Source organism: Alcanivorax sp. VBW004, from assembly GCF_009718865.1.
Lineage (GTDB): Bacteria > Pseudomonadota > Gammaproteobacteria > Pseudomonadales > Alcanivoracaceae > Alcanivorax.
On record NZ_WNHC01000001.1, the window covers coordinates 3,112,333 to 3,113,574 of the forward strand.

1 protein-coding gene and 1 pseudogene are annotated in these 1,242 nt (G+C 52.5%); one reads left to right on the forward strand and one right to left on the reverse strand.

The genetic code is table 11. The features are described 5' to 3' along the window. Positions 1-183: pseudogene (locus F1529_RS17550) on the reverse strand (quinone oxidoreductase); the annotation flags it as partial. A gap of 115 nt (positions 184-298) precedes the next feature. Here F1529_RS17550 and F1529_RS14165 point away from each other — a divergent pair. Then, on the forward strand, positions 299-1,204 hold the full coding sequence (locus tag F1529_RS14165; RefSeq protein WP_155135578.1) for a LysR family transcriptional regulator: 906 nt from the start codon (positions 299-301) through the stop codon (positions 1,202-1,204). Positions 1,205-1,242 lie beyond the last annotated feature (38 nt).

Consider the following 1,242-nt stretch of genomic DNA (forward strand, 5'->3'; position numbering starts at 1 on the left):
AGGTAGCTCAGGGGAAAGGGGGAGGAGATCCGCGCCCATCTGTCGAATCATTGTATCCACGGTATTAACGCTGACTGCTGCCACACGGACAATCACCTGTCCCGCTTGCGCTTGCGGGGTGTTGATTTCTGCCTGCTCAAACTTGGCATCGGGACCATATTGATTGAGAACCATCGCTTTCATGACTTGCTCCAGCTGTGTGGGACGGAAATTATTTCGTTGGAGCAACCATATTGCTTCGCTTTGCACGAATAAATGGGCAGTATTGGGTTTCAGTATTCGCATTTCGGACATAAAGATGGACACAGAAGGGATAAAGCTGTTTGTCCTTGCCGCTGAGAAGCTCAATATCAGTGCTGCAGGCCGCGAGCTGGGCATGCCACCGGCGGTCGCCAGTGCGAAGCTGGCTAAGCTCGAAAAGGGCGTTGGCGCAGACTTGTTGAAGCGGACCACGCGCAAGGTGGCGCTGTCTGTGGAAGGTGCAGAGTTCCTGCCTTATGCCCGCGAAATCCTGGCACAGGAAAACGCCGCACTGGCGGCACTGGGCTACGGCAATGAAACGGTTTCCGGCAACCTGCGATTCACCGCATCCAGCACCTTCGCACAGCAATTTATTGTTTCGTTAATTCCCGAATTTCTGGCATTACACCCGGGAATTAGCCTGGATTTGCGGTTGTCTGACATGGAGCTGGACCTGATACAGGGGAGCTTTGACCTGGCATTACGCAATGCTGTTTTGCCAGAAAGCAATCTTCATGCGCGCAAGCTTGCAAAGGATAAACGGATACTTTGCGCTTCACCGGAATATCTCGACACCCACGGCACACCTGAAAGCCCGGATGTCCTGCTAAATCACCAACTGATCGCGTTCAAATCAGCATCAAGCATCAAGCTGACTGGCCCCGACGGAAAGAGTGGCGAGTTTAATACTCGCGTGGCTGGACACCGGCTCACCATAGACGACGGCCTAAGCTATAAGATTGCCACGCGCTGCGGTGCCGGCATTGCCATACATTCACTGTGGAGCGTTCATAAGGAGCTGGCCGAAGGTAGCCTGATTCAGGTGCTGCCAGAATATCGAATGGATGCAGAGCCTGCGTTATGGCTGGTCTATCCCAAATCCAACGTACTGACGGCCAAGGTCAGGGTGTTTATCGATTTCCTGATTGAGCGTATTGGCAGTCATCCGCCATGGCTGGATTAGAATGACCCATAGATAACTACGCATAATGTATATTATGT